Origin of the sequence: Bacillus swezeyi (assembly GCF_001969815.1) — a bacterium.
Lineage (GTDB): Bacteria > Bacillota > Bacilli > Bacillales > Bacillaceae > Bacillus > Bacillus swezeyi.
Genome location: NZ_MRBK01000007.1, coordinates 1 through 24,384 on the forward strand (window position 1 = coordinate 1; position 24,384 = coordinate 24,384).

At 43.5% G+C, this 24,384-nt stretch carries 22 protein-coding genes and 2 pseudogenes; 10 read left to right on the plus strand and 14 right to left on the minus strand.

From position 1 onward, the window contains the following. The first annotated feature begins 198 nt into the window (after nt 1-198). The 6 genes and pseudogenes from BTA30_RS09095 to BTA30_RS09120 all read left to right on the plus strand — a co-directional run. Entirely contained in the window at nt 199-1,809 is a 1,611-nt protein-coding gene (locus tag BTA30_RS09095; protein WP_076760945.1) for a xylulokinase, read from the plus strand. A gap of 22 nt (nt 1,810-1,831) precedes the next feature. Continuing rightward, a complete protein-coding gene (locus BTA30_RS09100) occupies nt 1,832-2,527 on the plus strand; it encodes an L-ribulose-5-phosphate 4-epimerase (RefSeq protein WP_076760946.1) in 696 nt (231 codons plus the stop codon). A gap of 55 nt (nt 2,528-2,582) precedes the next feature. Then, nucleotides 2,583-4,007, plus strand: a complete 1,425-nt coding sequence (araA, locus tag BTA30_RS09105) for an L-arabinose isomerase (RefSeq protein ID WP_076760947.1) — start codon at nt 2,583-2,585, stop codon at nt 4,005-4,007. Nucleotides 4,008-4,274: 267 nt separating this feature from the next. Continuing rightward, a complete protein-coding gene (locus tag BTA30_RS09110) occupies nt 4,275-5,669 on the plus strand; it encodes a sugar porter family MFS transporter (protein WP_076760948.1) in 1,395 nt (464 codons plus the stop codon). Nucleotides 5,670-5,948: 279 nt separating this feature from the next. Further along, a pseudogene (locus BTA30_RS22515) lies at nt 5,949-6,288 on the plus strand (transaldolase family protein); the annotation flags it as partial. 39 nt (nt 6,289-6,327) lie between these two features. Then, a pseudogene (locus BTA30_RS09120) lies at nt 6,328-6,486 on the plus strand (thiamine pyrophosphate-binding protein); the annotation flags it as partial. Nucleotides 6,487-6,569: 83 nt separating this feature from the next. Here the strand turns inward: BTA30_RS09120 and BTA30_RS09125 are convergent. The 3 genes from BTA30_RS09125 to BTA30_RS09130 all read right to left on the minus strand — a co-directional run bounded on the left by BTA30_RS09125 (nt 6,570) and on the right by BTA30_RS09130 (nt 8,120). Continuing rightward, nucleotides 6,570-7,352, minus strand: a complete 783-nt coding sequence (locus BTA30_RS09125) for a (S)-acetoin forming diacetyl reductase (protein ID WP_076760949.1) — start codon at nt 7,350-7,352, stop codon at nt 6,570-6,572. A 271-nt stretch (nt 7,353-7,623) separates the two neighbouring features. After that, a complete protein-coding gene (locus BTA30_RS24110) occupies nt 7,624-7,749 on the minus strand; it encodes a hypothetical protein (protein ID WP_275667356.1) in 126 nt (41 codons plus the stop codon). A gap of 26 nt (nt 7,750-7,775) precedes the next feature. Beyond that, nucleotides 7,776-8,120 carry a hypothetical protein gene (locus tag BTA30_RS09130; RefSeq protein WP_076760950.1) on the minus strand — a complete coding sequence of 115 codons (345 nt, stop codon included), beginning with the start codon at nt 8,118-8,120 and terminating at the stop codon, nt 7,776-7,778. 323 nt (nt 8,121-8,443) lie between these two features. On the opposite strand from BTA30_RS09130, the gene BTA30_RS09135 reads away from it, so the two are divergent. Continuing rightward, on the plus strand, nt 8,444-9,856 hold the full coding sequence (locus BTA30_RS09135) for an alanine/glycine:cation symporter family protein (RefSeq protein WP_076760951.1): 1,413 nt from the start codon (nt 8,444-8,446) through the stop codon (nt 9,854-9,856). A gap of 38 nt (nt 9,857-9,894) precedes the next feature. On the opposite strand, the gene BTA30_RS09140 is transcribed toward BTA30_RS09135, so the two are convergent. The 9 genes from BTA30_RS09140 to BTA30_RS09180 all read right to left on the minus strand — a co-directional run bounded on the left by BTA30_RS09140 (nt 9,895) and on the right by BTA30_RS09180 (nt 20,157). Continuing rightward, nucleotides 9,895-10,236, minus strand: coding sequence for a transporter (locus tag BTA30_RS09140; protein ID WP_076760952.1), 342 nt, complete (start codon nt 10,234-10,236; stop codon nt 9,895-9,897). Between the two features lie 110 nt (nt 10,237-10,346). Then, nucleotides 10,347-11,033, minus strand: a complete 687-nt coding sequence (gene narI / locus BTA30_RS09145; RefSeq protein WP_076760953.1) for a respiratory nitrate reductase subunit gamma — start codon at nt 11,031-11,033, stop codon at nt 10,347-10,349. Continuing rightward, nucleotides 11,030-11,572, minus strand: a complete 543-nt coding sequence (gene narJ / locus BTA30_RS09150; RefSeq protein ID WP_076760954.1) for a nitrate reductase molybdenum cofactor assembly chaperone — start codon at nt 11,570-11,572, stop codon at nt 11,030-11,032. The genes narI and narJ overlap by 4 nt, the downstream gene beginning before the upstream one ends. A gap of 16 nt (nt 11,573-11,588) precedes the next feature. Beyond that, nucleotides 11,589-13,058, minus strand: coding sequence for a nitrate reductase subunit beta (gene narH / locus BTA30_RS09155; protein ID WP_076760955.1), 1,470 nt, complete (start codon nt 13,056-13,058; stop codon nt 11,589-11,591). Beyond that, nucleotides 13,048-16,734 carry a nitrate reductase subunit alpha gene (locus tag BTA30_RS09160; RefSeq protein WP_076760956.1) on the minus strand — a complete coding sequence of 1,229 codons (3,687 nt, stop codon included), beginning with the start codon at nt 16,732-16,734 and terminating at the stop codon, nt 13,048-13,050. The genes narH and BTA30_RS09160 overlap by 11 nt, the downstream gene beginning before the upstream one ends. Before the next feature lie 171 nt (nt 16,735-16,905). Continuing rightward, complete coding sequence (locus tag BTA30_RS09165; protein WP_076760957.1) at nt 16,906-18,147, minus strand: DUF438 domain-containing protein; 1,242 nt, start codon at nt 18,145-18,147, stop codon at nt 16,906-16,908. After that, nucleotides 18,144-18,386, minus strand: coding sequence for a DUF1858 domain-containing protein (locus BTA30_RS09170; protein ID WP_076760958.1), 243 nt, complete (start codon nt 18,384-18,386; stop codon nt 18,144-18,146). Before BTA30_RS09170 ends, BTA30_RS09165 begins: the two co-directional genes overlap by 4 nt. 91 nt (nt 18,387-18,477) lie before the next feature. After that, nucleotides 18,478-19,581 (minus strand): TIGR04053 family radical SAM/SPASM domain-containing protein, encoded by a 1,104-nt coding sequence (locus BTA30_RS09175; protein WP_076760959.1) that lies wholly within the window; start codon nt 19,579-19,581, stop codon nt 18,478-18,480. 108 nt (nt 19,582-19,689) lie between these two features. After that, nucleotides 19,690-20,157 (minus strand): cyclic nucleotide-binding domain-containing protein, encoded by a 468-nt coding sequence (locus tag BTA30_RS09180; protein WP_076760960.1) that lies wholly within the window; start codon nt 20,155-20,157, stop codon nt 19,690-19,692. Between the two features lie 149 nt (nt 20,158-20,306). Here BTA30_RS09180 and BTA30_RS09185 point away from each other — a divergent pair, with 149 nt between their 5' ends. Continuing rightward, entirely contained in the window at nt 20,307-21,029 is a 723-nt protein-coding gene (locus tag BTA30_RS09185; RefSeq protein WP_076760961.1) for a YwiC-like family protein, read from the plus strand. A gap of 33 nt (nt 21,030-21,062) precedes the next feature. On the opposite strand, the gene fnr is transcribed toward BTA30_RS09185, so the two are convergent. Both fnr and BTA30_RS09195 read right to left on the minus strand, forming a co-directional pair. Further along, a complete protein-coding gene (gene fnr / locus BTA30_RS09190) occupies nt 21,063-21,776 on the minus strand; it encodes a fumarate/nitrate reduction transcriptional regulator Fnr (RefSeq protein WP_076760962.1) in 714 nt (237 codons plus the stop codon). A 144-nt stretch (nt 21,777-21,920) separates the two neighbouring features. Next, on the minus strand, nt 21,921-23,105 hold the full coding sequence (locus BTA30_RS09195; RefSeq protein ID WP_076760963.1) for a nitrate/nitrite transporter: 1,185 nt from the start codon (nt 23,103-23,105) through the stop codon (nt 21,921-21,923). Nucleotides 23,106-23,324: 219 nt separating this feature from the next. On the opposite strand from BTA30_RS09195, the gene BTA30_RS09200 reads away from it, so the two are divergent. Together BTA30_RS09200 and BTA30_RS09205 are read left to right on the plus strand one after the other, a co-directional pair. Further along, nucleotides 23,325-23,564, plus strand: a complete 240-nt coding sequence (locus BTA30_RS09200) for a DUF2164 domain-containing protein (protein ID WP_076760964.1) — start codon at nt 23,325-23,327, stop codon at nt 23,562-23,564. A 52-nt stretch (nt 23,565-23,616) separates the two neighbouring features. Beyond that, nucleotides 23,617-24,285: a Crp/Fnr family transcriptional regulator gene (locus BTA30_RS09205; RefSeq protein WP_076760965.1), complete on the plus strand. Its 669-nt coding sequence runs from the start codon at nt 23,617-23,619 to the stop codon at nt 24,283-24,285. Nucleotides 24,286-24,384 lie beyond the last annotated feature (99 nt).

A 24,384-nucleotide genomic window follows, 5' to 3' on the forward strand; every position in this document is an offset into this window, starting at 1 on the left:
GTTATACAAATACCTTTTATTATAAACATTAAGAGAAAAATAACAGAAATATCGTTGTGATATTTATATGAACATATTATATTTCGGATTGACAAATGTACGTACAAAAAAATATACTAAGGTTGTAATAAAGTTAAGCGAAAAGGAAAAGGCCTTCTTTCGAATAATATTGAAATCGCTATCAGAGGGGGGATTAACGTGAAAGCGAATCGAGTAAACATCAAGCAAGCGATAACTGAGGGAGAAACATCACTTGGAATTGAATTCGGATCCACACGTATTAAAGCAGTGTTGATTGATAGTAGTTTTGAAACAATCGCATCTGGAAGTTATGAGTGGGAAAACCTCTTGGAAGATGGATTTTGGACGTACAACTTAGTCGGTATCATCACTGGATTGCAAACAGCTTATAGTGAAATGAAGAATGAAGTTGAACGAAATTATGGCATCACCATTCGCAAAATCGGTTCTATTGGATTTTCTGCAATGATGCATGGGTATATGGCTTTTGACAACACAGGGGAGCTGCTTGTTCCGTTTCGAACTTGGCGTAACTCAACAACCAGTGCTGCAGCAAAAGAATTAACTGATCAATTTCAATTCAATATCCCCGAACGGTGGAGTATTGCTCACTTATATCAAGCAATATTAAATGAAGAGAAGCATTTGCCTCGCATTGATTATATCACCACTTTAGCTGGGTACATTCACTGGTTACTGACTGGTAATAAAGCAATTGGCATTGGAGATGCTTCGGGCATGTTCCCAATTGATGAATCAACGCAAAATTACAATGAATCGATGGTCAAGCAGTTTGATGAACTGATTTCGGACAAAGGCTATCCTTGGAAGCTAAAGGGTATTCTTCCTAAAATTTATATTTCAGGCGAGCAAGCTGGTGAATTAACCGAAATTGGTGCAAAAATTCTGGATCAATCAAAAAATTTACAACCAGGCATTCCAATTTGTCCACCGGAAGGCGATGCTGGAACAGGAATGGTTGCTACGAATAGTGTGAGGAAACGCACTGGAAACATCTCAGTAGGAACTTCAGTTTTTGCCATGATTGTATTAGAGAAAGAACTTTCAAAAGTATATCCAGAAATTGATTTGGTAACAACGCCAAACGGCAGTCCAGTTGGAATGGTTCATGCGAATAACTGCTCAAGTGATATGAATGCTTGGCTAGGATTGTTCCGTGAATTTTTTGAGGCAATGGGACAAAAGGTTGAAACGAATAAATTATTCGAAGTGATGTTAAATAAAGCATTGGAAGCTGACTCGGATGGCGGTGGTTTACTAAGCTACGGTTATTTCTCTGGTGAAAATATTACAGGATTAGAAAAAGGCCGGCCATTATTTGTCCGCTCACCAGAGAGTCGTTTCAATTTAGCAAACTTCATGCGAACACACCTTTTTACAGCTTTTGGTGCTTTGAAAGTCGGGATGGATATTTTAACAAAAGAAGAGAATATTGAAATTGATAGCGTTTTAGCTCACGGTGGTTTATTCAAAACCCCTCTTGTTGGACAAAAAATTGTTGCAGCTGCAATGAATACGCCAGTATCTGTTATGGCAACAGCCGGAGAAGGCGGTGCGTGGGGAATAGCTATTCTTGCTTCTTACATGATGAACAAAGATCAAGAAGAAAGCTTAGAAGACTTCCTCGACAAAAAAGTCTTTGAAGAGGATGATAGGCAAGAAATTTTCCCGGATCAATTAGATGTTGAAGGATTTGAAGCATTTATCGTACGGTACAAAAAAGGTTTAATGATTGAACGGGCCGCTGTGGATCATTTGATTGAATGAGTGGAAAGATGGAGGGATTGACGTGCTAGAACAACTGAAAGAAGAAGTATTACAAGCCAATTTGGATTTACCTAAATATGGACTCGTGAAATACACGTGGGGAAATGCAAGTGCTATTGACCGTGAAACGGGTTTATTCGTTATCAAACCTAGCGGTGTTGATTATGAAACGATGAAAGCTAGTGATATGGCGGTTGTTGATTTAGATGGCAATGTTGTTGAAGGAGAGCTGAGGCCTTCATCAGATACAGCGACTCACGCAGTCATTTATAAGCATTACCCTGAAATTGGTGGTATTGTACACACTCATTCAACTTGGGCGACAATCTGGGCTCAAGCAGGCCTTGATGTTCCAGCGATGGGGACCACTCATGCAGACACATTCTATGGTTCCGTACCATGTGCCCGTTACTTGACACAAGAGGAGATTGATCGTGGTTACGAAGTAGAAACAGGTAATGTCATTATCGAAACATTTGAAGAGCGTGGGTTAGATATTTTAGCTGTTCCTGGTGTCTTACTTCATGGTCATGGTCCATTTACTTGGGGCAAAGATGTAAAATCAGCAGTATTGAATAGTGTAGTGTTGGACGAAGTTGCGAAAATGAATTTATTTACACGAGAATTAAATCTTTTTGCAAAAGAATTACCACAACGTATTTTAGATAAACATTATTTACGAAAACACGGTAAAGATGCTTATTATGGTCAAAAGTAATAACAATTCTATCAAACTATCCATTATCACATTAATTTAAGAAAAGAGGGTTATGATGTTAACAACAGGGAAAAAAGAATTTTGGTTTGTCGTAGGTTCACAACATCTTTACGGGGAAGAAGCGTTAGCAGAAGTCAGAGCGCACGCGCAAGCCATAACTGATGCATTAAATGAAAGCGCTGTTTTACCATACCCGCTTGTATTGCAAGATTTAGCTGTTAATGCAGATAAAATCACAAGCATCATGAAAGAAGTAAACTATCGTGACGAAGTTGCCGGTGTTATCACTTGGATGCATACTTTCTCACCTGCAAAAATGTGGATTCGCGGAACAAAATTATTACAAAAACCATTACTTCATTTAGCGACACAATATAATGAAAGTATTCCATGGACAACGATTGACATGGACTTTATGAACCTGAATCAATCTGCTCATGGTGACCGTGAATATGGTTTTATCAATGCCCGTTTGAAAAAACAAAATAAAGTTGTCGTAGGTCATTGGGAGCGCCCTGAAGTGCAACAGCAAATTGCAGAATGGATGGACGCAGCGGTTGCTTATAACGAAAGCTTCAACATCAAGGTCGCTCGATTTGGTGACAACATGCGTAACGTTGCTGTTACCGAAGGGGATAAAGTTGAAGCACAAATTCAATTTGGCTGGACAGTTGATTACTTTGGTATTGGTGATCTTGTTCAATACGTGAATGCGGTTACAGATGAAGAAATTAATCATTTGTTTGCAGAATACGCAGACCTATATGAATTTGATTATGGTACTTACAGTCAGGAAGATTGGGAGAAGAGCGTAAAAGTACAAGCAAGCTATGAAATCGCCATTAAACGTTTCCTGGATGATGGTGGTTATAATGCCTTCACAACTAACTTTGAAGATTTATATGGGATGAAACAACTTCCGGGTCTTGCCGTCCAACGTTTGATGGCCCAAGGATATGGCTTTGCTGGTGAAGGAGATTGGAAAACTGCAGCGCTCGATCGCTTGCTCAAAGTGATGAGCCGTAACCAATCAACTGGTTTTATGGAAGATTACACATATGAATTAGCTGCCGGTCAAGAATCAATCCTTCAATCACATATGCTTGAAGTTGACCCATCTTTAGCAAGCAGCAAACCAAAAATTATCGTATCTCCATTAGGTATTGGTGATCGTGAAGACCCAGCACGCCTAGTGTTCGACGGAAAAGCAGGAGATGGTGTGGTTGTTTCAATGGCAGACTTTGGTACGCACTATAAACTGTTGATTAACGAAGTTTCTGCATTTGAACCAACAGTTCCAGCACCAAACCTTCCAGTGGCACGGGTACTTTGGGAAGTGAAGCCTAACTTCCAAGATGGAGTGAAAGCATGGCTTGAGAATGGCGGCGGTCACCATACAGTTGTTTCATTGAATTTAACAACAGACCAAATGATCACTTATGCAAAGCTAGTTGACCTGGAATATGTAGTTATTAAGTAATGCCTCTAACCTCCGAGGAGGTGAAAAATAGGTATATCAGATATCAAAATATTCATGGTTTTGTAAGCGCTATCGTTATGTTCCGGAAAAATTGAAAGCGTTTAATAATAGGTGAATAAAACCATGAGATTTAGTGAGAAATCCCAACAATATCCTAGCATGTATTTGCAGTTTGAAAACGCTTTTATTATTTCTTAAAAAGCCACCAATATTTTTAGTGGTGGGATTTTTACACAATATAATTTCAACCTTGAGGAGGGAACTTTAATGGTTAATGAAAAGAAAATCTCAAGTGGCTTCATTTATTTTTTCGGGGCTTTTGCCGGCATTCTTTTCGGTTATGATATCGGCGTTATGACGGGTGCTTTGCCTTTTCTGCAACATGATTGGAACCTTCAAGACAACGCTGGGGTTGTTGGCTGGATTACCTCTTCGGTGATGTTAGGAGCTATTTTTGGAGGTGCCCTGGCCGGACAACTTTCTGATCGTTTGGGACGGCGCAAAATGATTTTAATTTCCGCTATCATTTTTGTTGTTGGATCCATTTTGTCAGGAATAGCACCTCATAATGGGGTACTGTTTTTGATTGTTTCTCGGGTTTTATTGGGATTGGCCGTTGGTGCTGCTTCTGCATTGGTCCCAGCCTATATGTCGGAAATGGCGCCTGCACGTTTACGTGGACGGCTGTCAGGAATTAATCAAACAATGATTTGTTCTGGAATGTTGCTTTCTTACATTGTTGATTTTCTATTGAAAGATTTACCAGAAACAATGGCATGGCGGTTGATGCTTGGTTTGGCTGCCGTACCTGCTTTGATCTTATATGTTGGAATGTTAAAGTTACCCGAATCACCACGTTTTTTAATAAAGAACAATAAACTTGATGAAGCTCGCAAGGTGTTGAGCTATCTTCGCTCTAACAAAGGAGAGATTGATTCTGAAATAACACAAATTCAAGAAACTGCCAGAGAGGAAGCAAAGGCAAATCAAAAAGCATCATGGGCTACACTCTTAAGCAATAAATATCGTTTTTTATTAATTGCCGGTGTGGGTGTTGCTGCTTTTCAACAATTCCAAGGTGCAAACGCAATTTTTTATTACATTCCTTTGATTGTAGAAAAAGCAACAGGGAATGCAGCAAGTTCAGCGTTGATGTGGCCGATTATTCAAGGAGTTATTCTCGTGCTAGGTTCATTACTGTTCATCGTGATTGCTGATAAATTTAATCGCCGTACTTTATTAACAGTAGGCGGAACAATTATGGGGCTGTCCTTTATTTTGCCGGCAATATTGAATATATTAATTCCTAATGCAAATCCGATGATGATGGTTGTCTTTTTAAGTATCTATGTAGCACTTTATTCATTCACTTGGGCGCCTTTAACTTGGGTCATAGTTGGAGAAATTTTCCCGCTGGCAATTCGCGGGCGTGCGTCGGGATTAGCTTCGTCATTTAACTGGATTGGTTCTTTCTTGGTTGGATTGCTATTTCCTATTATGACCGCTTCGATGTCTCAAGAAGCTGTGTTTGCAATCTTCGGTGTGATTTGTTTACTTGGAGTTGTATTTATCCGGACACGCGTTCCTGAAACTCGAGGTCGTAGTTTAGAGGAAATTGAAAAAAATGGAGAAAATAAACGAGTTGACGGAAGAAGCGCCTAAATAAACCTATGAGGTTTGGAGTGGAAATCTAAGAAGGTTCAAAGAAGATATCTTGGGTACCACTTATCGCAGGGGAAATCTTCGCACTAGTGCATTTTGAAACAGGGGTTTCAAAAGTGAAGACACTTTTGTATTCATCATATTCAAATCGTGAACATGTGGATTTCCTCACGGTGCCTTACTTGAGGGCGAAGTTGCTTACTTCGTCCTTTTTTCAATTATTAAAAAAGTAAAACTGATTAGCCTCTTGTTTATATCATTTTCGCTCAATTGTACTACATGACACTGATTTTTTCTGTTGCGCAAGGGTTAATGGCAGCAAAAGCTGGCGCAATTTTTATTTCGCCATTCTTAGGGCGTTTAGATGATATCGGTGCGCCTGGGATCAAACTAATTGAGGGCTTACGGACAGTTTTGGATAACTACGGATCAAAAAGCTGAAATCATTGCCGTAAGTATTCGTAGTCTTTAGCATGTCGAAGGAACTGCTAAAGTTGGTGAGAATACTGCGACAATTCCCAGTTCGTTATATCCTAAATGATGGAGCCGTCCTTTAACAGATAAAGGGGTTGCACAATTCATTAAATGTTGGGAAAACTTCAAGAAGGAGGAAGTTTAGAATTGACAATTTGGCAGTAAACGCGTTCGTCCTTTAAGTATTGATGCAATTCAAAAAGCAAATTCGGGACATCCAGGTTTGCCGATGGGTGAGGCACCAACGGCTTACGTTCTTTGGTCAAAATTTTTAAACGAGAACCCTAAGACAGGGTGTGGTTGGACAAACCGTGACCGTTTCGTATTATCAGCTGGACACGGTTAAGCCATGCTATATAGCTTGTTATTAAATACTCAATATGGAGGTGGAAAACTCCGCCCTCCATATTGAATATTATTTTAAAATTAATTAAATACCATTCCGCCATCGATGATAAGAGCTTGGCCAGTCATATAATCTGAATCTGGTCCTGCAAGGTAGGAAACGCATGCTGCTACATCTTCCGGCTCTGATAATCGTTTTAATGCAATATTTTTAGAAAATTGCTCTAATCCCCATTCAAATGGCTTGCCTGCTTCATCAGCGGTTTGCTGTGCAATGTCCATCATCATCGGCGTTTTTACGATCCCCGGACAAAAGGCGTTTACAGTAATACCTAATTCAGCTAGATCTTTTGCTGCCGTTTGGGTAATACCGCGAACAGCGAACTTGGTTCCGCCGTAAACGGCTAAGCCTGGATTACCGACTTGACCGGCTTGTGAAGAAGCATTAATGATTTTTCCGCCGTGTCCGAGTTCTTTGAAGGCTTTTACAGCTGCTTGTATTCCCCAATAAGTACCGCCGACGTTAACATCATAAACTTTTCGATAATCTTCATAAGTAATGCTTTCGATAGGGGTGGTGGGTCCAAGACCCGCATTATTGATCACCACATCAAGTCCGCCAAGACTTTGTACGGTTTCATCGACAGCTTTAAAAACATCATCACGATCAGCAACATCTACTTTCACCGCAATGGCTTTCCCATTCAATTGGTTAATTTCCTCAGCAACTTTTTTTGCAGTTTCTTCATTATAATCAGCAACTGCAACAGCGAATCCATCTTCTGCTAAACGTTTACAGATTGCTTCACCAATTCCTTGTCCACCACCAGTAACAAAGGCAATTTTTCCAGATACTTTACTCATATGAACGCCTTCTTTCTATATGTAATTGGTATTTATTTGGTGAAAAACTATTATACCTTATATTTGTCAATTTGAAATAAAGTCGCGAGGATTGTAAAAAAGATGTGATATTTAAATAAAAGTTGAGATTTTCGAAAAAATTTATCTGTTTTTAAAAGGGGGACAGACGGCAAAAATAAAAAGGCATGAGTCCGGTACAGTATCGGACTCATGCCTATCAAACTGATTCGTGTTTCACTATTGGGGCGCTTCAAAAAACGGGTGTTTTTATTCAGCTGTCTTTGCGATTAAACAAATCGGTCATCGCGTGCATGAATTCGATTCCTTGAAAAACAAACAAATTCAAAGCTGCCAATGAAAAGAGTCCAATAATCACCGTTCTTATCATAAATAACATGTCTAAAACCTCCTATTTTAATATGGTTATGGTTTTAAAACATGCGCTTTATCAAAATAAGAAGAGTGATAGAAAACAGCGAGCATAAATGCCTTCAGATGCTCTTTCCGCCGGTTCAGGATGTAAACTTGAGCAGAAGCGGCAGCTAAGATTAAGAGCAGAATGAATTCAGCTCTTAAACCGAGTGAATTCGATAAAGATTTAGCCTTTTCATCACCATGTTTGCCGGCTGTCAGCTCATGAAGTTCATCACCTGAAACAGCGGCTTTTTGTATATGATGATTCGCCGGCATCTGGGGCATTGAGAACGAATGAAGGCTCGCAATGACTAAAAAGAACATAGACAATTGCAGCAACAATGTCTTTTTCATTAGATCTCACCCCCCTTAATGTCTCATCATCTTAGCATATTTTATTATATAATAAAAGATGATTTTTTTGTGACAGTTTTATAATATTTATTGACAAATCTCTTATTTTTTCTCCAACTTTCTCGTGAAAACGCTTTTTTATGTATGATGACAGCGAAATCTTTGTTATAATGTGAAATGGGACTAAAGTAGCGAGGGTGTCATAAGGCGATAAGGAGAAAAAACAGAAAATTCTATCTTGTTTTGCTTGTGTCATTATTATGATATAATCCTATCATGTTAGGAAACTTAACATTAAAATCAGTTTGTTTCAGGAGGGTGCTATGGAAGAAATTTTAAGCGAAATCATCAACGTCCCGAGCGGTTTTATTTGGACTTATTTAGTCTATATATTAATAGGTATAGGCCTGTACTTTACTTTTAAATTGAGATTTGTCCAATTTCGTTATTTTATTGAGATGTTTAGAATCGTCGGTCAAAAGGAAGAGAAAGGTAAAGGCGTATCGTCTTTGCAGGCTTTCTTTATTTCCGCTGCTTCACGGGTAGGAACGGGAAACCTGACCGGTGTGGCGCTGGCCGTTGCAACCGGAGGACCCGGAGCGGTCTTTTGGATGTGGGTCGTTGCTCTTGTCGGGATGGCCTCAAGCTTTGTCGAGAGTACATTGGCACAAGTCTACAAAGTAAAGGACGGCGACCATTTTCGCGGCGGCCCGGCTTATTACATGGAAAAAGCGCTTGGCGCCAGATGGATGGGCATCATCTTTGCCGTTTTAATTACGATTACATTCGGTTTGATCTTTAATGCGGTACAAGCCAATACGATTGTCGGTTCTATGCAGGGGGCTTTCAATCTTGATCAAACAACAGTAGGAATCGTTTTAGCGGTATTAACCGGATTTATCATTTTCGGCGGCTTAAGACGGGTTGTGACGGTAACGCAATTGATCGTTCCTGTCATGGCAATCATTTATCTTGCTCTTGCTCTATATGTCGTATTGACGAATATTTCGCAGGTGCCGGCTGTTTTTTCAATGATTGTTAAAGATGCGTTTGGCTTTGAGCAGATCGCAGGGGGGACATTGGGATCGATCATTATTATCGGTGCGAAGCGCGGTTTGTTTTCAAATGAAGCCGGAATGGGAAGCGCGCCGAACGCAGCGGCGACGGCGAATGTGTCTCACCCGGCCAAACAGGGCTTTATACAGACGCTCGGCGTATTCTTTGATACAATGGTGATCTGCAGTGCGACAGCCTTTATGATTCTTTTGTTCAATTTAACGCCAGGAAAAGAGCTTGACGGCATTCAGATTACACAAGCGGCTATGCAGCATCATGTCGGAAACTGGGCGCCTGGATTTGTCGCTGTGGCGATTTTTCTGTTCGCTTTCAGCTCAATCGTCGGAAACTACTATTATGGTGAAACCAATATTGAATTTATTAAAAAAAGCAAAACGGCGCTTGCTGTTTATCGGACAGCCGTTGTCGCCATGGTGATTTTCGGATCTGTATCCGGTTTTCAGCTCGTATGGGACATGGCCGATTTGTTCATGGGATTAATGGCGATTATTAACCTGATTGCGATTCTGCTCCTTTCAGGAATCGCCGCGAAAGTGCTGAAAGATTATGCGGTTCAGCGCAAAGAAGGGAAGAACCCGGTCTTTAAGGCCAGCTCCATTCAAGGTCTGAAAAATACAGAGGCTTGGGGAGATGAAAAGGAAACATTGCAGTCGAAATAAAGCATAGAAAAAGGCGTCCTTTTGATGACGCCTTTTTTTTATTGACAGCTGAAAGAAGTGATTTCGTTCAAGTCAATGCCGAAGTAGACCCAGCGGTACTGGCGCGGCCTCCAGCGATAGCCTGCGATTGAACGACGCCCGACAAAAACCGGATAGAACCAGAAACGCCTGCCGTTTCTTAACCTGATGTACGTATATTTAAACAAACATCTTCTGATTCCTCCCGGGTCAACCGCATAAATCGAAACGCCGTCATCTTGAGGAAACTGGCTTGGGGGAGGGGGCAAGATCTGCTGCTGTCCTCCCGCTCCAGGAGGCGGTCCGGGCGGGAACTGCTGGCGATCCGGATCATATATACCAAAATAATCGTATGGATACAATAAAAACGCTCCTTTCTGATCGTTTGCTTTATCGTATGATTTACGGAGAAGATGGTAGCTTGCCTATAGAGAAAAAAATCCCTAAAGCCAAGACAGCTTTAGGGAGAAGATTAAATGCTTTTGCGGGGCGCCCGCTTCCGATAAATGACATAGCTTCTTGTCAAATATTTGAGCGGCATGCTGAAGACATGGACAAGCCGTGTAAACGGCCAGACGATGAATATCACATAGCCCATGACGATGTGAACTTTAAACCAGAGGGGCACGCTCGCCATAAGGGAAGCATCCGGTTTGAACAGGAAGATGTTGCGGAACCACGGTCCGATCGTTGTCCGGTAGTCGAATCCCTTTGAATCGATGTTTAAAAAAGTGGCTGCAAGACCCGTTATCATCATGAACAATAAGGCCGCTAACGTGACAAGGTCGCTGACAGAGCTCGTTTTTCGGATTCGTTTGTCTGCTACTCTCCGGTAAGCGAGAATGATGAGTCCTGTCAGTGAGGCAATCCCCGCAGGAAGACCGAAGCCTATGGCGACTTTATGATAGACATGCTCTGAGACGCCGATTGCCTGATAAAAGCTTTCCGGTATTAAAATCCCCATCACGTGTCCGCCGATGACAAAAAAGATTCCCCAATGAAAGAGGCTGCTGCCAAGCGCCAGTTTCTTCTTTTCGAGCATTTCGCTTGATTTGGCTGTCCAGCCAAACTGATCATGGTGATAGCGGTAAATATGCCCCCCGATAAAAATCGTGATGACGATGTAGGGGAGAATCACCCATAGGATTTGTTCGCTCATGGCTGTACAGTCCTTTCAACACCGATTTCTTCCAATCCAATGAATAATCCGTCCAATACCCTTGTATAAATGCTATTATTTTCAAGAAGCTGTAATTTCAGCTCCTCCAGATTCGCTCTATATTTCTGAAAGACAGCCGCTGCCTGTTCATGGTCAGCCACTGCCGCGAATTCGAGCATGAGCGGCAGGTAATCGGGAAGCTCCTTGTCTGTCGGCTCAAAACCCGATTGCTGATAAAGGTCTTTCAGCTGCAATAATTCGATTCCGCGCTCCCGCTGTTCACCGGAGTTGAAGTAGGTGACATATAGATTCGTTTTTTTGCCGAAATCAAACGTGTATACATATGTTTCTATCAATTCTTCCGGAGAATAGGCAGCCGAGTCTTTCATAAATGCGAGCAAATGCTCCTTCAATGGCTGATGCTGAATGTGACTGATGATGTCTTGCCATTCAGAAAATTCTCCTCTCCAATCTTCATCAGGATAGGAGAGGAGGTAGGAAAGAGCGGCGAAAACGGCTTGTTTATCTGTTGCATCCATTGTGCTTCACTCCAGTTTATAGGTTTTGACAAGAGCCGGGTCCTCCGGCAAATGATAACCCGCAGCTTCCTTGTTCCATATATAAATCTGCTACTTCTTCGCGATGGGCGTTTGGAATAACGAAGCGGTCATCATATTTTGCGATTGCCAGCAGACGGTACATGTCTTCAATCTGCTTCTCGGTTAAGCCTGTATTTGCAATGAGATCAGGATCCACCGATTTATTCGTCTGGTTTGCCCTCATATACATGCGCATCACAGACATTTTCTTTAATGTGGTTTTAATATGGTGTGTATCTCCTGCTGTCAGCAGATTCGCCAAATATTCAATCGGAATCCGCATTTGATCAATGGCAGGGAAGATATCTTCCGCCGATTGAGCCGTTCCTTTTCCTTCAAACATGTTCATAATCGGGCTGAGCGGCGGAATATACCATACCATCGGCAAAGTCCGGTATTCCGGGTGAAGGGGCAGGGCGATCTTCCAATCGATGATCATTTTGTAGATCGGTGATTTTTGCGCTGCTTCAATCCACTCTGCCGGAATGCCTTGCGCTTTGGCTTCTTCTGCGACAAGGGGATCATTTGGATCAAGGAAAATCTCCAGCTGTGAGTGATACAAATCTTTTTCATTTTCCACTGATGCCGCTTCCTCCACTTTATCGGCATCATAAAGCATGACACCGAGATAGCGGATTCGGCCGACACATGTCTCAGAACAGATTGTCGGCAGCCCGGCCTCTAAACGAGGGAAGCATAATGTGCATTTTTCCGCTTTATTTGTCTGCCAATTGAAATACACTTTTTTATAGGGGCAGGATGAAACACAGTGTCTCCATGAGCGGCATGCATTCTGGTCAACCAGTACGATCCCGTCTTCTTCGCGTTTATACATCGCTCCTGATGGACAGGAAGAGACACATGACGGATTGATGCAGTGTTCACAGATACGCGGAAGGTACATCATAAAAACGTCTTCGAATTCGGTCTTAATCGATTCTTCCATTTTTTTGACGTTCGGATCTTCAAGTCCTGTAATATGCCCCCCGGCAAGGTCGTCTTCCCAGTTCGGGCCCCATTCAAGGTTCATGAAGTCTCCCGTAATGGAAGACTTCGGCCTTGCAACAGGCTGGTGCTTTTTCTCAGGGCTGTTTGTCAGCGTTTCATAATCATAGTTCCAAGGTTCATAATAGTCATCTATCGTCGGCTGATAGGGGTTGTAAAATAGATTCATGAGCCGGGTTGCTTTGGCGCCTGATTTCAGCTGCAGCTTGCCTTTTTTAAGCTCCCAGCCGCCTCTGTATTTATCTTGGTCCTCCCATTGTTTAGGGTAGCCGATGCCCGGTTTTGTTTCGACATTGTTAAAGTACATATATTCTGCACCGGCCCGGTTTGTCCAAGTGTTTTTGCATGTGACGCTGCAAGTATGGCAGCCGATGCATTTGTCAAGGTTCATCACCATCCCGATCTGCGCTTTAATCTTCAAGCCAATCGACCTCCTTCAATTTTCTGATCACGACATTGAGGTCGCGCTGATTTCCTGTCGGCCCGTAATAGTTGAAGCCGTAGCTGAGCTGTCCATAGCCGCCGATCATTTGCGTCGGTTTGACATGGATGCGGGTCGGGCTGTTATGAGTGCCGCCGCGGTTGTTTGTCAGCTTTGTGCCGGGAACGTTGATATGCCGGTCCTGGGCATGGTGCATAAATGCCATTCCTTGCGGGATCCGGTGTGATACGACGGCTCTTGCGACAACGACACCGTTTCGGTTGAAGCATTCAATCCAGTCGTTATCTTTAATGTCGGTTTCCTCTGCATCGTCTTTGTTCATCCAAACTGTCGGTCCGCCTCTGAAAAGGGTGAGCATCGGCAGGGAATCAAAGTACATGCTGTGCACCGACCATTTATTATGCGGTGTTAAATAGTTCAAGACGATTTCTTTTCCTTCTTGCTCAGGACGTTTATTCGAGAAAGGGCGGTGAATCAGAATCGGTTTGAATGTCGCCATATTTTCGCCGAATTCGGTCATCATTTCATGGTCGAGATAATAAGACTGCCGGCCTGTCAGTGTTCTCCACGGAATCAGCTTTTCAACATTTGTCGTAAATGGAGAATAGCGTCTGCCGCCTTTTTCGGAACCGCTGAAAGCAGGGGAGGTGATCACAGTTTTCGGCTGGGCCGATATTTGTTCAAATGTGAAATGTTCCTCTTCACGTTCTTCAGCTAAGTCTTTCAATTCAAGATTCGTGATTTTCTCAAGTGATTCCCACGCTTTGACCGCTACTTTACCATTTGAAGTAGAAGAGAGGCTCAAGACCGCTTCCGCCGCTTGTTTTGCATCGTTGATGACAGGGCAGCCTTTCGCAATCGTGTCTTCTGTTACGACTCCGAGCGTTTTTTTAAGGGCGTTGTATTCCGCTTCAACAGACCAGTTCATTCCTTTTGTGCCAAAAGGCTGTTTGACTACATTTGGCCCGAGAGCTGTCATCTTATTGAAAACTTGCTTGTAATCTCGTTCAACAACATGGATCTGCGGCATTGTTTTGCCCGGAACGGCAGGACAGTCGCCTTTGCTCCAATCTTTGATTTTCCCCAAAGGCTGTGCCAGTTCCTGAGGCGTATCATGAAGCAGGGGAGTGGCAACCGCTTCTTTTATCGGTTCCATGTCAACTTCTTCAGCCAAAGTGGAAACCGCTTTTGCCAATGCTTTAAAGATGTCCCAATCAGATTTAGACTCCCATGGCGCAGATATCGCCGGGTTAAACGGGTGAATGAACGGATGCATATCTGTGCTGCTGAGATCGTGTTTTTCATACCAGGTTGCCGCAGGCAGCACAATGTCGGAATACAGTGCGGTACCGGCCATCCGGAAATCAAGATTGATCAATAAGTCGAGTTTTCCTTCCGGCGCTTTGTCGCGCCATTTGATTTCTTCCGGACGGATGCTGTCATCGTCTTCATTCATCAGCCCGTTCGTTGTGCCGAGCAAATGCTTTAGAAAATATTCGTGGCCTTTTCCCGAGCTTGAGATCAAGTTGGCTCTCCAGACAAACAGATTTCTCGGGAAGTTCTTTTCATTGTCAGGATCTTCAATCGCAAATTGAAGCTTTTTCTCCTCCAGCTGTTTCGCGATGTAAGTCCCGACTTCTTTGACATTCTCGGCGCCTGCCTGTTCTGCTTCTTTGTACAGGTCAATTCCGTTTTTTTCGAAAGTCGGATAGGAAGGAAGCCAGCCGAGTCTCGCCGCCAATACATTATAATCAGCATGGTGCTTGTAGCGGGACGTTTCCGCGATTGGAGAAGCGAGTCCGCTGATCTCCTGGTCCTCGTAGCGCCACTGGTCGGTGGCGAAATAGAAGAATGATGTTCCGTTTTGTAATTTGGCCGGTCCGCCCCAGTCTTTGGCCATGGCGATCGTCTGCCATCCTTCGGCAGGGCGGAGCTTTTCCTGGCCGACATAGTGAGCCCAGCCGCCTCCATTAACGCCTTGTGCGCCGACGAGAAGAACGAGATTCAATACAGCCCGGTAAATGGTATCGGAATTAAACCAATGGTTAATACCGGCGCCGACGATGATCATTGAGCGTCCATCTGTATCAATCGCATTTTGCGCAAACTCTCTCGCTATTTTGATGACCATCTCGCGCTTGATTCCTGTAATCGGTTCCTGCCAAGCCGGTGTAAACGGTACAGGGTCCTCAAAGGATTTGGCGGCCTGTCCGCCGATTCCGCGGTTGACGCCATAGTTGGCGAGAATCATGTCAAATACGGTTGAAACGAAGACTTCTTCGCCGTTCAGCTCGATTTTTTTAATCGGAAGGGGCCTTTCAAGCACTTTGTTCCCATCATGTGAGAAATAAGGAATTTTGACCGTGCCGATCATATCTTCATTGCCCAGCATGGAAAGACGAGGCGAGATCGGCTTTTCTGTTTCTTCATCGATCATGCGCAAATTCCATTTTCCCTTGCCGTCCCAGCGGGAGCCCATGGTCCCTTGCGGTATCGCAAAGCCATCTGTGTCTTCATCCCAGACGGCCGGTTTCCACTCATCATGTTCTGTAGCGCGGCCGATATCTTTCGCATGCAGAAAACGGCCGGTGGTGAATTGTCCGCCTTCTTGCTTCAATGTCACCAAAAACGGGAAATCTGTGTATTGTTTTGCATAATCAAAAAAGCGCTCTGTCTTTTGATTGACATAAAATTCTTGAAGAATGACATGGCCCATGGCCATCGCAAGTGCGCCGTCCGTTCCTTGTCTGATGCTCAGCCAGTCATCAGAGAACTTGGAGGATTCAGCAAAATCAGGGCTGATCGAAATAACCTTTGCCCCTTTATAACGGGCTTCCGCCAAAAAGTGGGCATCAGGCGTCCTTGTCAGCGGCACATTTGAACCCCATGTCATAATGTAGCCGGAATTGTACCAGTCACTGCTTTCCGGAACATCAGTTTGATCTCCCCAAATTTGCGGTGATGCAGGAGGAAGATCGGCATACCAGTCATAGAAGCTGAGCATCGGCCCGCCGATCAGCGACATAAAGCGAGAGCCTGCCGCATGGCTGAGCATTGACATAGCAGGAATCGGCGAGAAGCCGACATTGCGGTCAGGTCCGTATTTTGTGACGGTATACAGAAGGGAGGCGGAGATCAGTTTTAATACTTCGCTCCATTCAGCACGGACAAATCCGCCTTTTCCGCGCGCCTGTTTATAGGCTTTTGCTTTTTCAGGATTTTCGACAATCGATTTCCAAGCTTCCAAAGGGTTTTTGCTTGTCTTTAGCGCCTCGCGCCACATTTGGATCAGCACGCCGCGGACATATGGATATTTGACACGGAGCGGGCTGTAAATATACCAGGAAAAGCTGGCTCCGCGCGGACAGCCGCGGGGCTCAAAGTCAGGCATATCAGGACCTGTTGAAGGGTAGTCAAGGCGCTGTCCTTCCCAAGTGACGATCCCGTTTTTGACGTAGATATTCCAGCTGCAAGACCCGGTACAGTTCACCCCGTGAGTTGAACGGATCACTTTATCATGTTGCCATCTATTTCTGTATACGTTTTCCCAATCCCGGTCTTCATAAGTGGTTTGGCTGTGTTGGTTAGAATGATGTTCAATAGGAGAGAAATAGTTTAATCTCCTGAAAATCGGACTCGTGTTCTTTTTTTTCATTGCTGTTTCACTCCTTTTGTCAATGCTGCTACCCTCACTATATACGGAGGAGAAACGGGACCTTGTTAACTTTGTCACAATCCCGGCTTATTTCACTAATTTGTCACATTTTCGGGGAAGCGGATAAAAAAACAGCCTGCTCTTTTAAAAGAAAGCAGGCTGCCGCTCGTTTCATTCACTGGAATTTAAAATCCTTTTTTCCCCGGCAATCTCCTGGATCGGGGCGATATTCTGGGTGAATTCCAATGTGCCGATGTAATGGCTGTCTTCATCGCGCACAGCAAAGTAGCGGATGAAAACATATTTATCTTTGAACTTGATCCAAAAATCCTCGACATCTTTTTTGCCCGATTTAAAATCCTCGAGAAGTTTGTTGACGATATGAACGCTTGCCGGCGGATGGCAGTTTTGGACGGTGCGGCCGATCACGGCTTTTGTTCTCGCGAAAATCCGTTCTTTGCCGTGGGAGAAGTAGCGCACAACATCGTTTTCATCAATGAAGGTGATGTCAACGGGAAGATGATTCAGCATTTGTTCAAGCTGTGATACAGATAGAATTCCGGTAGGGAGCTTGATATATCCGTGAGCCGTCTCTTCATTTGTTTTGAGATGAAGGCGTTCCGGTTGCCAGACGGCTTCAGGCGCTGTCTGGCAATATCCGATTTCATCGCTTTCAGCTGCTATTTTCAGCCACTCATCTTCAGTCAATGTGCGGAGGGCCATCGGCAGGAGAATATTCTCTTCCTTGTAGATCATCTCTGTGCCTTCCTTAATGATAAAGCCGAGCTCGCGAATGACTTCATCTTTTTTGTCAGGTGTGTAATCTTCTAATAAACGCTTGACTTCTTTGATGCTTTTGCGGATAAAATCGTCAACTGCCCACATCACCTGGCTGGGCCCTGTGATTCCGTACTTTTCCAAGTAGGGAAAGAGGAGATTCTCTTTTCTGCTGTAATGCTTGTCAACATCTGCAAGCAAATTTAAATCTCCGATTAGCTTAAGAATGTTTTCTGTATCGTCTTCCTTTACAAAGCGATCGAGATGAAGCTGAATTTTAAAGTTTAAAAGGAGATCAATCTCTTTATTTTCTTTTATGAACGTATGAACCGGGTGGCCGGGCTGCTGATCAGCTTCAGTTCGGTGAATGTCTTCAATCGAACCTTTGAAGACGGATGCATGAACAGTGCAAAGCTTTTGGATTTCTTCAGGTGTGATGCCCTCTTCCTGCATTAAAGCTTGTTCCAATTGGGCGATTTCCTCGGCATTGACAGAACCAAAACCTTGTTTGAAGCGCTTTTTTACCTCATCAAGAGATTTTCCTTTATGGAGGTCGATGATGATCTCTTTCAGCTGCTGTTTTCGTTCGTTTGACATGTCTTGATGTACTTCCCGATTGTTGATGAATTCGCTCATTGTTTGTCTCCTTTCCAAACGGGGTCAAATCCGTGCTTTTTTAATATGTCTAACACAAGCGTCAATTCAATTTGCTTCATCCTCGCGCCTTTTGGTATTGTCATGATGCGCCCGGCTGTTTCAAGCATGCCGGGCTTTGTAATGTTTTCAAAGCCGATGTCCTTCATCAAGGTTTTTAATTCAGGATGCAATGTGCAAAGTTCGTAAACAGAATCGTTCAAATCTAGTTTTTTATTCAGAAGGGATCACATCCTTTGAAATTGATGATCATTCTCATGTTTAACAATACGACAGGTGCGGTCGGGAAATTGTGATGCAGATCACAATGCTCTAGCGCAAAGCTTTCGGAATGTAGATGCAGCTTGGATCGCTGGCCAAATAATCGCCTGTCAGAGCATAGGCCCGTGAGCGTGATCCCCCGCAGACATGGCGGAATTCGCAGACACCGCATTTTCCTTTGAATCCGTCCGGGTTTCGCAAATCCTTGAAAATCGGCGACTCACGGTAAATTTCTGCCAGTGGCTGATCACGGATGTTTCCTACTTTAACAGGCAGCAGCCCGCTTGGATACACATCACCGATGTGGGAGATAAACATAAATCCATTTCCGTCATTGACGCCTTTCGGTGCGCGGCCCAATCCGCCGATCGCATCAATTTTGCCTTTTTGCAAAGCGTGCTCATAGCGGATTTGCATGTGGGGTTCTTTCGTTTCCCGCATTTTTTGCTGGATGACGACCCGTCTATAGTGCTGGGCTGCCGTTGTTTTGATATCAAAGGGCGCCTCTTTGGCTAAGCGGCTGAGCCAAAGAAATGTTTTTTCATGATCTACAGGGGAAATCATGTCGTCTCGTTTGGCGCGGCCGGTCGGAACGAGGAAAAACACACTCCACAGCACACAATTTAATTGTTCAATCAGCTTGGCCATTTCATCCAAATAATCGATATTGTAAGTTGAGATGACGGTGTTGATCTGCAGGGGCAAATTGAACTCATGGATATATCGAATCGCTTTCATCGTTAAATCAAAAGAGCCGTCTGTTCCTCTAAAATGATCATGGATCTCGCGGTTCGGTCCGTCTAAGCTGAAAGCCCAGCGCGATAAGCCGATATCTTTGGCGGTTTTGATGGCTTCCTTCGTCACATTCGGGGTTGCACTCGGCGTCATTGATACCCGAACGCCTTTTTGGACGGCATACTCAATGATCTCGAACACGTCTTCTCTCATTAATGGATCGCCTCCGGTCAGCACCAAGAGGGGGTTATTCATTGAATAAATTTGATCGATTAAAGCTTTCCCTTCTTTAAGCGAGAGCTCCCGCGGGTCTCGAGTGTTTTGAGCTGATGCCCGGCAGTGAAGGCATTTCAGTTCACACGCCCTTGTCAGTTCCCAAATGACGATAAATGGAGCTTCCTGAAAATCACACTGTATCATGTTTGATCGTCCTTTCCTTAAGCAATTATGTGTATCATATCGGAAATGAAGATGAAAAAAAGTTAAGTAGATCACATTTGAAATGGGGGAGAAGGGAAGGGACCCTTCTCAATCTTCGTTTTCTGAGGAGGAATGGAGATAACGTAAAAATAGCTGATAGGAAAAATATAAATTTTGCTGGAGAAGAATGAGAAAATTCAACTGCAATTGCTCATTGTAGGTCATCATTTTTTTAAATATGTTAAATGGAATTTCAAGAACGGCTGTTTCTGCGGCAGTTTTTACTGAAATAAACGGAGATAAAAACGGTTCTCCCTTTTGGTCAATGGGAAAAACATCGCCTTTTTCCCACTCGGCGATGGTGCGTGATTCTTCTGGAAGCCTTCTATCTGTAAAATGCACTTCACCTTTCAAAACAAAATAAACGGCTTGTGAATGAAGAAACGACCGAGGAGGGTGCGATGAGACGATATCAATCACCTTTCCGTTTTTCAGCAGCCTTTTAATGATGGGAAGGGGCACCCCAAGAAACATCGGAAGATTTTTCAGAAATAATAAATAGTCAAACCGATTCATAGAACTTCCTCCTTCTTATATGTTAGCTCCAGTATAGAGTGATAGGCTATAAATGGCAGTGATAAAATTCACATCTCGCTATGCAAAATGTCACTTGGTAATCGAGATAAAATTTTTATAATGTAATAGAAAAGAAGGGAGGATGTGTGATGAAAGTGTTGATACCGAAACAGCACGGCGCTTGGGCGATGCTTGTGATTCCTTTTCTGCTCGGTATGGTCGGCGGGGGAGCGCATTTGCGGCATATTCCGCTGTTTGTCGGCTGGCTGTTTCTTTACCTTGCGGCTTTTCCTTTGACGATGATCGCGAAAAAGAAAAATATCGCTTATTATCAAAAATGGGCAGTGGCCTACAGCATTCCGGCCGTCTCCTTGCTGCTTGCCTCCGTTCTGATGGAGCCCGGGCTCGTGTTGCTCGGATTGTCGCTGTTTCCGATGTTTCTCATCAATCTTTATTATGCAAGGAAAAATAACGACAGGGCGCTGTTGAATGATATCGCGGCGATCATCGTGTTCAGCGCGGGCGGGCTTGCCAGCTATTGGACAGGGGCCGGAACGCTGGACGGCTGGGCATGGTTCGTTTTTACCCAATCCATCCTGTTTTTCGTCGGCAGCGCCTTTTATGTGAAATCGATGATCCGCGAAAAGAAAAATAAGCGGTTTAAATGGTATTCATGGGGCTATCATGTGATATTGCCGTTTTTATCAGTAGTGTTTGGGGCCGGATGGGCGGTTCTCGGTTTTATTCCGAGCAGCATCAGGGCGCTGCTTTTATACGGGAGGAAACTGTCGGTGAAGAAAATAGGCATCCTTGAATTGGTGAATGCCTGTGTCTTTATGGCGGTGGTCAGCGTGTTTTTGCTTACAATATAAAAACAAGGACAATGTTCACTGTCCTTGTTTGTTTTAGTCAATGTTGCATATGATGACCGGACAATTTTCACAGTCAATCTCCCGTTTTAAATAGCTGAGCTGATGGATCACGATTTTTCCGGAATCCTCAATCGAAATCACACCGTTTTTACGGAGATCGCTAAGCATGCGGTTGATGCTCTCTCTTGCGGCAGCACAAAATTTCGCCAGATCCTGATTGGTCAGAACAATATTAATAAGTATCCCGTCGCTTCGCGCAACGCCGTAGCTGTTTGCAAGGCGGATCAGGGTGGAGTAGAGCGCCCCCTTTTTCCCATTGAGAAGAAGGTCGCGGATTTTTGATTGGATCTTTCGTAAATGAGTGCTTATCCATTTCATGAATTCAAAGGTTAAGGCTCCATTTTGAATCAGTTCTTTTTCGAGTTTTTCTTTATTGATGACCAACACTTCGCCATCTGAGAGGACTTTAGCGCTCAGCATATATTTCGCTTCATCAGAAAAAAGCGTCAGCTCTCCGACAATATCATTTTTTTTGCACATTCTAAGCGTCAGTTCTTTTCCATCCGACGTTAATTTTCCGATTTGGACGAGTCCTGACTGAATGAGATAAAGTTCCTCTGCATCCATACCTTCTTGAAATAGGTAAGTATCCTGCCGGATTTTTCTTTTGGTGCTGATCGATTCCAACAAATGATGCAGATCGACTGAGAGCAGATCTGTGTCAGATTTTCGAACAGGCATATTCATTGAGCGTCACCCCTTTTGCAGTTCTATTGTAACGTTAAATAAGCCTGAGTGATCTTTCAAAAATAACAATCTTGTGAACGAATGACAAAAGACCTAAAAATAACCTGAGATCATTGATCTCAGGTTATTTTGCTGCTGAAGGTTTTATAGATTGCGGGCATTTGTTTTCGATGCAGTTTTGCTCATTTCCTGAAAATACATCCAGACGACAATGACAAAGCTGGCAAGCGCTGCTTCCGAAAGCGCCATAAACCCAATCGCATAATGGCCTGTCGTCTGATAAACGCTTGATAAGATCAGAGGCGGGAAGAAACCGCCTAAACCGCCCATTGCTGAAACGATCCCATTGACAATGCCAGCCTGTTTTGAGAAATAAAGCGGCACAAGCTTAAAGACGACACCATTTCCGATTCCGGCGCATACGGCAACCGTCAAAACGCCGAATCCGTAAAGAGTGAGGCTTGGAGAAAAGGCCAATAAAATGCCTGATAATGTGCACCCCGCAAATACATACATTAAGAGCTTCAGCGGATTGAACTTATCCGCGAGCCAGCCGCCGACAGGTCTGAGAAATGTGGCAACAGCGATGAAGCCGGCGGTTCTGAGCCCCGAATCAACGGGATCGAGCCCGAAGTGATTCACAAGAAAGTTCGGAAGATAGACTGTGAAAGCTACAAAAGAGCCGAATGTGATAAAGTAAAATAAACTTAAAAACCATAGTTTTTGATTTTGATAGACGGCTTTGATTTGATCTTTTACAGAAATTGCAACCCTTGTTTCTTTCTTATCTCCAAATAAAAAGTTCAGCAAAAAAAATACGGCGACTAAGATCAGATACATCCGGACCGTATTCGCCCATCCTGCGGTTTTGGCGATCACGGGAGCGGCAAAAGTGGTAATCGCCGTTCCGATGTTTCCGGCTCCATAAATACCATTGACAAAACCATGTTTTTCTTTAGGGTAATACTTTGGCAGTGATGTCACCCCGATGGAAAAGACCGCTCCGCTGATCCCGAGGAAAAATCCGCCGATGACTAAATCGGATAATGAATCAGCCGTGCTGATCCAAAAAATCGGGAACAGGAGTAACAAAAAACTGATCATAAACGTCATTCTTGCCCCAAATTTGTTCGTATAGTACCCAAGCGGAATCCGAAGCAGTGATCCAAGGATGACCGGGATAGCAGTAACAAGGGAAATCTCACTTTCGGTCAGGGAGATATCCTGCTTAATATGAGGCATTAAAGATGAAACCAGCACCCAAACCATAAATCCTGCCACTAAACTGAATGACTGTAGTGGTAATTGCATTTTTTGACGATTTACCATTACGGCTTTGCTCCTTTCAAAGGGAAAAATAAAATGATCAATCAGCACGTTTATCTTACAAAAAGTCTTTTAAAAACATTGTGAACAACATCACACGGTAATCGGGCTGATTCATGTTTAATAGCGGTAATGTAAAGAAATTGTTAGACCCATAAAAAAATATATCGTCCATTTATGAGCATTTTCGTTTATCATAAAAATAAAAAGGGAGTGCGTTTCGTGATTTTACAGCTGACACAGGAAGAAAAACAGGCCGTCATGAGCGAGATCAAACGCTTTTATCTTGAAGAGAGGGGAGAAGAGGTCGGAGATATTGCGGCGATTCAGACGTTTGAATTTATAAAGGAAAAGCTCGGCCCTTACTTTTACAATCAGGCGCTAAAAGACAGCCGCAAGGTGGTAGAAGAAAAAGCGGCAGCTATTGAAGAGGAGCTTTTTGCCCTTGAAAGGCGTCTTTGATAGGCTGGTCGCCTAAAAAACAGTCTTTTTGCCGAAGGGATTGAAGGTTTAGATGGAATTTCTGAAACAGTTTCTGATTTTCAGCAGCTTGAATGATGAAGAGTTTAAACAAATTGAAGAGATCGCGATAAAGCGGAGATACCAGCCCAGAATGTTTGTGTTTATGGAAGGGGAAGAGCGGGAGGCTGTATTTTTCATCAAATCCGGGCTTGTGAAGGCGTATAAGATTGATGAAGACGGCAATGAACAAGTCATTTCTCTTCTGCAAAGCGGAGACATGTTTCCTCATGTCGGCTTTTTTGACGGCTCTCCATACCCCGCAACAGCTGAAGCGGTTCAGGAAACCGAATTAATCGTCATCCGCGTTGACGACTTTAATGAACTGCTCATGACATATCCGGAAATGACGATTAAAGTGATGAAAATCATGGGGAAAAAAATCCTTGATCTGCAAGAGCGTATTCAAGGGTTTATTTCAAAAGACGTCCAGCACCGGCTGACTCACGCTTTAAGGAAACTGGCGGCTGAACACGGGGTTCAAAAAGGAACAGGCGTCTATATTAACCTTCCCATTACCAATCAGGACTTTGCGAATATGGTCGGAACGTCAAGGGAAACGATCAACCGCACGCTAAATGAAATGAAAAAGAAAAAACTGCTTACAGCCGACAGGAGCGGTATTTTAATCCATGATGCGGATTGGCTGAACAGCTGCAATTGAGCGCCTTCCGCCAGTATATCAGGCTTTCCATTGAAAGAGGAGAGCCTGATTTTTTTATTGAATTCACAAATCTGCCATTTTTAAAGTGATCTGGTTCAC